The following is a 7396-nucleotide window of genomic DNA, read 5'->3' as shown; positions in this document are numbered from 1 at the left end:
CCGAAGGCGCCCGCGGCGTTCATCGCCTCGACCTTCTCGGCAAAGGTCGCGCCGTCGAGGCCGAGGAAATTGTCCTGCCGCAGGTAGAGGAAGCCGGCCGATCCCGCCCCGTGCACCGCCACCGCGCGATAGGGCGCGGGCCGCCAGGAATAGGCCACCGTGGGGGTGCGCAGGCTATTCTCCCACGAGGCACGACGCGCTTCATAGGCGCCGAAATCGCTCTGCCAGCGGGTCAGGTCGCCGGTCGGCTGCGAGGCGGAGACTTCCTCCCCCGCATCGCCACCGGCGGCCTCCACCGCATATTCGCTGACCGCTTCGCTGCCCGCCCAGTCGGGGACCACGCCGCGTTCGCTTTCCATCGCCGGCTCGGGCGTATCATGCGACTCTGCGAACTGCGCCAGAGCGGGCGTTCCCATAGACGCCAGCGCCAGCGCAGCTCCCCCCGCCGCAAGCCGTGCAAATCCCGGAATTGTCGAGCTGACCATGCGCCCCTCCCTCGGCAGGAGACGGGCAAGGCGGCATCAGACGCAGGCCGCCACCCGCGGTCCCGCAGCGCCCGTCATGCGCCCGCCCGGGGGGCCTGTATTGGAATTATCGGCCATCGCCCTCCGGATCGTCGCCCGCCAGACCATCGCCCGCAAGCGCGCCCTCCCCCGCAAGCTCCTCATCGTCATATTCGTCGTCGCCACCGCCCTCTTCCTCGTAGTTGTGGAGGATCGACGCCACCATCTCCTCCTCGGTGGTGACCAGCCACCATTCGTGGCCGTCGGCTTCGAAAGCCTCGAGCTGGAGCTTATCGATCTCGCCATAGGGATCGCCTTCGGGGGTCAGCTCGTATGTTTCCTTGGCCCCCTTCGGCCGCGCCGCCTCCATGCGGTCGTACCGATCGAGCAGCCACCGGCAATCCTCCGGCTCCAGCCTGGCACCGGGCGTTTCGCATTGCCCCCCGCAAAACCTACAGGATGGAACAGGTGGAACAGGGTTCTGCCAAGGATTTGCCGGGGGCACATTGTCCGAGATCGGAGTACCTTCAAACAGCCCCTCGATCTGCTCGTCGAGCACGCCCAGCGCGGCGTGGAGCTCGGGCCGCTCGGCCAGCTTGTCGAGCCGCGCCAGGTGCGCGAGCAGCAGGCGGCTGTCATAGCGGCGGCGGCGCGCAACCTCCTCGCCGTGATAGAACACCGCCTCCTCCACCCCGTTGAGCGCGCGATCGGCGAGCACCTGTTCGGCATGGTCGCGCGCCGCCAGCAGCGCCACATCCCACGCCCGCGCAAAGCCCGGCGAGCGCCGTCGCGCGCGATAGGCGGTCTGCGCCGAAACCCCCGCCGCGCGGCAGGCGAGCCGGACATTGCCGTTGAACTGGAGCGATTTGAGGAACTCCCCCTGCGCGCGCGGCGTGAAGATGGAGTGAGGTTCGGCGGGCGCGAAGTCGGGGCGCGGGGTGAAGGCATTCATGGTTCGCTCCTGAGAGAGATGGAACCGAGTTACGTACAGGACGTGTCCAAGAGTAGGAAACCTAAGTCGCTTATTGGAGAATCCGAGTGATTTCCGTGGGTATTTGTCTCCCATACTCCAAAAATATTGGACATCTGTGTTTTGTATTTCCTACATGCAGTCGACTTTGGATATTTGAGCATGTGCCTATGAGCTATACTGAACGGAAAGCAATTCTGCAGAAGGTCGAAGCAGCAAGAGGGTCGAAGGCCATGCTTTTTGTGACGGGTGACCGTCCCGGTATGGAAACTCAGATCTCACCTGAGATTATTGACTTCTTTGTCGATCACCTCGACGCGCTTTGGCCGGCAGAGAAAATTAGCCTCATCCTCCACACGAACGGTGGCAATACAGCTGCGGCATGGCGCCTGGTAAACTTGTTGCGCACCTTCTGCGAGGAACTGGAGATTATTATTCCAGCCAAGGCCATGAGTGCGGGTACGCTCATGTGTTTGGGTGCCGACAAGATCGTCATGACCAAGCAAGCTACATTGGGACCAATCGACCCGAGCCTCAATGGCCCCTTGAATCCGATGATCAACGGGATGCCGAACCAGCGCGTACCGGTCAGCGTAGAAGCCATACAAGGCTATATCGACGTAGTGCGTGAGAAACTGGAGATTACAGACCCACAGCCCTTAGCCAACATCTGGTCGAACCTGTCGTCACAGATTCACCCGCTTGTACTTGGCCAAATTTTCCGATCGCGGCAGCAGATCCACGACCTCGCCACCAAGTTGCTTAAGTATCAGAGCACACCAGCCAAAGACGTTAAGAAAATTGTGTCATTCCTTTGCAGCGAATCAGGCTCTCATGATCACTCCATCAATAGGCGTGAAGCTAAGGAGTTGGGTCTTGATATCGACAAGCCTTCAGAAGAATTTTATTCTGTTTTGAGGGAGTTAGAGAAGGAATATCGAGACTATCTCAAGTTGCGTGACCAGTTCAACCCTGATACTGAACTAGGAACCAGCAATGAAGTGGCCTATGAGATACCACGTGCGCTTATTGAGAGCGTAAACTTTGGTAGTCACGAATTTGTGTCTCGCGGGCGCCTGAAACGAGTACAATTGCAAGGGCCGGTCCCGGCTCAGCAAACCGGCATAGAAGATGCTCGCCAATTTGAAGGTTGGCAGCTGAAGGAGAAGAACTGATGACCAATCGCCCATATGGGGAGGGTACCTTTACCGGTACTGGGTGTGGCATTCAGATGCAGGAACGCACCGCTTCGGCAAATCACTTTGCGCAAACGACCGCATCACCAACTTCGTTGGCGACAATCATGCGATCCAACCTGCTTATCCGGCCTATCGATCAGCCACTTTCCTTCCCACTCGATATTCACAATTTTAGTGAATTTGAGAGCTAACTTAGACCGTTTGTAACCAACAAGCGTGGGTCACCCCCGAAGCAAAAAGGGCCGAAGCGTTGCTTCGGCCCTTTTTGCGTACGATTGGCGAGCGTCAGCCCATTGATCAGCGATCACTCGGCCGCCTCATCAACGCACTCCAACATCGATTTGAGGTACTAGCCGGTAGGCTTAGCAGCCAGTTACCGCCCCCTCAGTCCCGGCGGCCCATCATCGAGCAATTCGCTCAGCGCCAGCCGTGACCTGAACGCCAGTCGCGCCAGCGCGAACATCACCGCCGCGCCGATCAGCAGGGGCCAGTGACCGGCGATATCGCCGCTGCCCAGCGCGCTCGCCAGCATGGCGAGGCCGATCAGGGCGAAGAGCGTGCCGCCGATGCGGCTCCACGCCCTGCCGAGCTTGCGGTCGATCCGGTCGATCACCCTCTCATTGTCGGGATCGTTCACGGGATCGGATACTCCTCTGCCAGCGTGATGGCTTGGCACCTTAGCGTGGAAGAAGCTGGATCCCGGATCAAGTCCGGGATGACGCAGGGAGGGTCACTCCGGGGCTGCGGTCACCCTGCTATCCGCCCGGGAGGGCATCAACGCAAGGTGCTGGCCAGCAAGGCTGCACGGCCCCGGTGGGGTGCCGGGGCCGTGCATCGTGGCGCTATTGCTTGACGAATTTGAGCAGCATGCGGTTGGATTCACCGATTGCCGCGTATTTGGCGCGATCCTTGTCGCCATTGGTGTAGGTGGGCGGCAGCGCCCAGACGCCGCCTTCATGGTCGCGGTGGTCCTTGGGATTGGCCAGGATATCGCTGCGCGAGACCAGCTTGAACCCGGCCTTTTGCATGAGAGCGATCATCACGCTTTCCTTCACATAGCCGAGGTTCCCCGATTCCTCCGGCGTGCGCGGGCTTGCTTCATCCTCGCTGTGGTCGATCACGCCCAGCACGCCGCCCGGCTTCAGCACGCGGTGAAATTCCGACAGGATCAGGTCGGTCCGTTCCGGCCCCGCACCGATCAGATTGTGGATGCTGCGAATGTCGAGCACCATGTCGACGCTGGCGCTGGGCAAATAGGCCGGGTGGTCGGGCGCCACGCCATAGAGGAAGGCGCCTGTCCGCGGCCCGGTGAGCTGCGCATTGGTGCTGGCGAAATCGCGCAGCCAAGTGGCGACGGTATCGCGAAAGCGCTGGCGACTGGCTTCGGGCACGGTGTCGAGGAACAGTTCCGGATCGGCCTGGGCGGCGAGGAAGGTACCCTCGTCGCGCAGCAGCGGGCCGAGTATCCGCGTGTACCAACCGGCGCCGGGCTGGTTCTCGACCACGGTCATCCCGGGCGAGACGCCGAGGAAGGCGAGCACTTCGGCCGGGTGCCGGGCATCGTCACGCGCGCGATCCGCATCGGTGCGCGCCGGATTGGCGACGGCGTGGGCGATGGCCGAGGTTTGCGATGCGGCTTGGGTGGTGCCTTCGGGGCCTTGCCCTGCGTGGAGCGGCCCGCTTGCGAGCAGTGCGAGGCTGGCAGCGACGATGCTGGTCCGTGTGAACATTCGGTATTCCTTGTTTTGCTATTGGCGACGACCGGGCCCTGCGGGCACCGCCCCGCATGAGACGAGCGCTTTTCGCCAAACGCACGCCTGCGCACGACCAGCGGCCACCCGCAGGCGCGCGCTAAGTCTTGAAATTCCGCCCTATTGTCGGGGCCACGCCACGCTTCGCGCGGTGTGGCGAAGCGGGGATTACTCCGCCGCTTCGGTCACCCGCTGGTCGCCCTTGGCCAGCATGGGCGCGAGGTATTGCCCGGTGAAGCTGCGCGGCTCCTTCGCGACATCCTCGGGCGTGCCTTCGGCCACCACCTCGCCGCCGCGCACGCCGCCTTCCGGCCCGAGGTCGAGGATCCAGTCGGCGGTCTTGATGACGTCGAGGTTGTGTTCGATCACCACCACCGAATTGCCCTGGTCAACCAGCCGCTGGAGCACTTCGAGCAGCTTGCGGACATCCTCGAAATGCAGGCCCGTGGTCGGCTCGTCGAGGATGTAGAGCGTCTGCCCGGTGCTGCGCTTGCTGAGTTCCTTGGCCAGCTTTACCCGCTGCGCCTCGCCGCCTGACAGCGTGGTCGCCTGTTGGCCGACCTTGACGTAGCCCAGCCCGACTTCGTTGAGCATGTGCATCTTGTCGCGGATCGGGGGGACGGCCTTGAAGAACTCCTCCGCATCCTCGATCGTCATGTCGAGCACGTCGGCGATGCTGAGGCCCTTGAACTTCACCTCGAGCGTTTCGCGGTTGTAGCGCTTGCCGTGGCATTCCTCGCAAGTGACGTAGACGTCGGGCAGGAAGTGCATTTCGATCTTGATCAGCCCGTCGCCCTGGCACGCCTCGCACCGGCCGCCCTTGACGTTGAAGCTGAAACGCCCGGGCTTGTAGCCGCGCGCCTGGCTTTCGGGCAGGCCCGCGAACCAGTCACGGATCTGGGTGAAGGCGCCGGTATAGGTGGCCGGGTTGCTGCGCGGGGTGCGGCCGATCGGCGACTGGTCGATCTCGATCACCTTGTCGCAATATTCGAGGCCGCTGACCTTGTCGTGCGCGCCCGCGACCACGCGTGCGCCGTTGAGGTGGCGCGCGGCGGAGGCGTAGAGCGTGTCGATGGTGAAGGACGACTTGCCGCTGCCCGATACGCCGGTGATGCAGGTGAAGGTGCCCAGCGGGATGCTGGCCGTGACGTCGCGGAGGTTGTTGGCGCGCGCACCGTGGACGGTGAGCTTGTGCCCGTTGCCCTTGCGCCGCTTCGCCGGCACCTCGATCTCGCGCGTGCCGTTGAGATAGGCAGCGGTGAGCGAAGTCTTGGACTTGAGCACCTGCTTGAGCGTGCCTTCGGCCACCACCTCGCCCCCGTGCACGCCCGCGCCCGGGCCAAGGTCGACCACATGGTCGGCCGCGCGGATCGCGTCTTCGTCATGCTCGACCACGATCACCGTATTGCCGAGATCGCGCAACCGCTTGAGCGTTTCGAGCAGCCGGTCGTTATCGCGCTGGTGCAGGCCGATGCTCGGCTCGTCGAGCACGTAGAGCACGCCGCTGAGGCCGCTGCCGATCTGGCTGGCGAGGCGGATGCGCTGGCTCTCCCCGCCACTCAGCGTGCCGCTGGTGCGATCGAGGTTGAGGTAGTCGAGCCCGACATTGTCGAGGAAGCCAAGCCGCTCGTTGATCTCCTTCAGGATCGCGCGGGCGATCTGCTGCTGTGTATCGGTGAGCTGGTCGGGCAGCGCGAGGAACCACGCCTTGGCGTCGGCCACGCTCATCTTCGTCGGCGTGGCGATATCGGTCGCCCCCTTGCCCTGGCCGACCTTCACCGCCAGCGCCTTTTCATTGAGACGCTTGCCGTTGCAGGCCTCGCACGGCTGCGCGGTCTGGAACTTGGCCAGCTCCTCGCGCATCCACGCGCTCTCGGTCTGGAGCATGCGGCGGTTGAGGTTGCCGATGACGCCTTCGAAGGGCTTGTTGACCGTGTATTCCTTGCGCCCGTCCTTGAAGGTGAGCGGGATGGCGCGGCCCTTGGTGCCGAACAGGATGAGGTCGCGGATCTCGCGGTCGAAATCCTCCCACGGGGTTTCCAGGCTGAACTCATATTCCTTCGCCAGGCTGGCGAGGACCTGCATGTAATAGGGTGATGGCGGGTTGGACTTGGCCCAGGGCACCACCGCGCCCTTCTTGAGGCTGAGCGCTTCGTTGGGGACGACCAGTTGCGGATCGAATAGCAGCTTCTCGCCGATCCCGTCGCAGGTGGCGCAGGCGCCCTGCGGCGCGTTGAACGAGAACAGCCGTGGCTCGATCTCTTCGATGGTGAAGCCGCTGACCGGGCAGGAAAAGCGTTCGGAAAAGACGATGCGGTTGGCTGGAATGCCCGCGCCCTTCATCGCCCCGCCGGCCTCGCCCTCGCCCTCGCGCCCCGGCACCACGCCATCGGCCAGGTCGACATAGGCCAGCCCCTCGGCCAGCTTGAGCGCCTGTTCGAAACTGTCGGCAAGGCGGGTCTCGATCCCTTCCTTCACCGCGATACGATCGACCACCACCTCGATGTCGTGCTTGAACTTCTTGTCGAGCGCGGGGGCTTCCTCGATCGCGTAGAACTCCCCGTCGATCCGCACGCGGGTGAAGCCGGCTTTCTGCCATTCGGCCAGTTCCTTGCGGTATTCGCCCTTGCGCCCGCGCACCACCGGCGCGAGCAGGTAGAGCCGCGTGCCTTCAGGCAGCGCCATCACCCGGTCGACCATGTTGGAAACGGTCTGCGCTTCGATCGGCAGGCCGGTGGTGGGCGAATAGGGCACGCCCACCCGCGCCCAAAGCAGGCGCATGTAATCGTAGATCTCGGTCACCGTCGCCACGGTCGAACGCGGGTTGCGGCTGGTGGTCTTCTGCTCGATCGAGATCGCGGGGCTGAGCCCGTCGATATGCTCGACATCGGGCTTCTGCATCATCTCGAGGAACTGGCGCGCATAGGCCGACAGGCTCTCGACATAGCGACGCTGCCCCTCGGCATAGATGGT

Annotated in this window: 7 protein-coding genes; 2 read left to right on the top strand and 5 right to left on the bottom strand. The window is 63.3% G+C overall.

The window, feature by feature from the left end; genetic code table 11:
• Together AAFM29_RS02590 and AAFM29_RS02585 are read right to left on the bottom strand one after the other, a co-directional pair.
• A partial coding sequence (locus AAFM29_RS02590) for a hypothetical protein (RefSeq protein WP_341711270.1) occupies positions 1–485 on the bottom strand: 485 nt, incomplete at its 3' end.
• 106 nt (positions 486–591) lie between these two features.
• Positions 592–1455, bottom strand: coding sequence for a hypothetical protein (locus AAFM29_RS02585; protein WP_341711269.1), 864 nt, complete (start codon positions 1453–1455; stop codon positions 592–594).
• Positions 1456–1643: 188 nt separating this feature from the next.
• Between AAFM29_RS02585 and AAFM29_RS02580 the strand changes: the two genes are divergently transcribed.
• Both AAFM29_RS02580 and AAFM29_RS02575 read left to right on the top strand, forming a co-directional pair.
• Positions 1644–2648, top strand: coding sequence for a hypothetical protein (locus AAFM29_RS02580; RefSeq protein ID WP_341711268.1), 1005 nt, complete (start codon positions 1644–1646; stop codon positions 2646–2648).
• Positions 2648–2863 (top strand): hypothetical protein, encoded by a 216-nt coding sequence (locus tag AAFM29_RS02575; RefSeq protein WP_341711267.1) that lies wholly within the window; start codon positions 2648–2650, stop codon positions 2861–2863. Before AAFM29_RS02580 ends, AAFM29_RS02575 begins: the two co-directional genes overlap by 1 nt.
• Before the next feature lie 182 nt (positions 2864–3045).
• Here AAFM29_RS02575 and AAFM29_RS02570 read toward each other — a convergent pair whose 3' ends face one another.
• From AAFM29_RS02570 to uvrA, 3 genes are all read right to left on the bottom strand, one after another.
• Positions 3046–3309, bottom strand: a complete 264-nt coding sequence (locus AAFM29_RS02570) for a hypothetical protein (RefSeq protein WP_341711266.1) — start codon at positions 3307–3309, stop codon at positions 3046–3048.
• 205 nt (positions 3310–3514) lie between these two features.
• Positions 3515–4402, bottom strand: a complete 888-nt coding sequence (locus tag AAFM29_RS02565) for a methyltransferase domain-containing protein (protein ID WP_341711265.1) — start codon at positions 4400–4402, stop codon at positions 3515–3517.
• Positions 4403–4591: 189 nt separating this feature from the next.
• Positions 4592–7396: excinuclease ABC subunit UvrA (gene uvrA, locus AAFM29_RS02560; RefSeq protein WP_341711264.1), on the bottom strand; the 2805-nt coding region annotated here is incomplete at its 5' end.

Source organism: Erythrobacter sp. (genome assembly GCF_038133525.1).
GTDB lineage: Bacteria > Pseudomonadota > Alphaproteobacteria > Sphingomonadales > Sphingomonadaceae > Qipengyuania.
The sequence above is the reverse complement of the archived record's forward strand: the minus strand, read 5'-3'. Positions and strand labels throughout refer to the sequence as shown.